Annotated in this window: 1 protein-coding gene; it reads right to left on the reverse strand. The window is 38.9% G+C overall.

The features are described 5' to 3' along the window. A partial coding sequence (locus tag APR43_RS24240; protein WP_317044752.1) for an Ig-like domain-containing protein occupies positions 1-730 on the reverse strand: 730 nt, incomplete at both ends.

Here is a 730-nt window from a genome sequence, read left to right on the forward strand (position 1 = left end):
AAAGCTTCAGCATTACTGCATTCAATAGTCTGGTTTAAAGAACCGGCTTGCGTTGCCCAAGTTGGAGCGGTTGTATCTTGAATTGTAATAACTTGAATGAAAGTATCAGAAGTATTTCCACAGTCGTCTTTTACTGTCCAAGTGTTAGTATAAGTTCCAGAATTTCCACATCCCTCAGAAGCAGCAAATTGCCCGCTCACTTTAGTGATATTCGAAACATCAGTATCACATAAATCCGAAGCTGCAGGAAATAAAGCCTGAGCTGAAGTTAAAGCTTCCGCATTACTGCATTCAATAGTTTGGTTTAAAGAAGCTGCTTGTGTTGTCCACGTTGGAGCAGTAGTATCTTGAATTGTAATGATTTGAGTGAATGTATCAGAGATATTTCCACAGTCATCTTTTACAGTCCAGGTATTAGTATAAGTTCCAGCATTTGCGCATCCTTCAGAAGCCACAAACTGTCCGCTTATTTTAGTGATATTCGAAACATCAGCATCACATAAATCAGATGCAGTTGGGAATAAGGCTTGCGCCGAAGTTAAAGCTTCAGCATTACTGCATTCAATAGTTTGGTTTAAAGAACCAGCCTGCGTTGTCCAAGTTGGTGCTGTTGTATCTTGAATTGTGATAATTTGAGTGAAAGTATCAGAAGTATTTCCACAGTCATCTTTTACTGTCCAGGTATTGGTATAAGTTCCAGAATTTCCACATCCTTCAGAAGTTACAAACT

This window comes from Flavobacterium sp. NLM (genome assembly GCF_002210235.1).
In the GTDB taxonomy this organism is placed as follows: domain Bacteria; phylum Bacteroidota; class Bacteroidia; order Flavobacteriales; family Flavobacteriaceae; genus Flavobacterium; species Flavobacterium panici.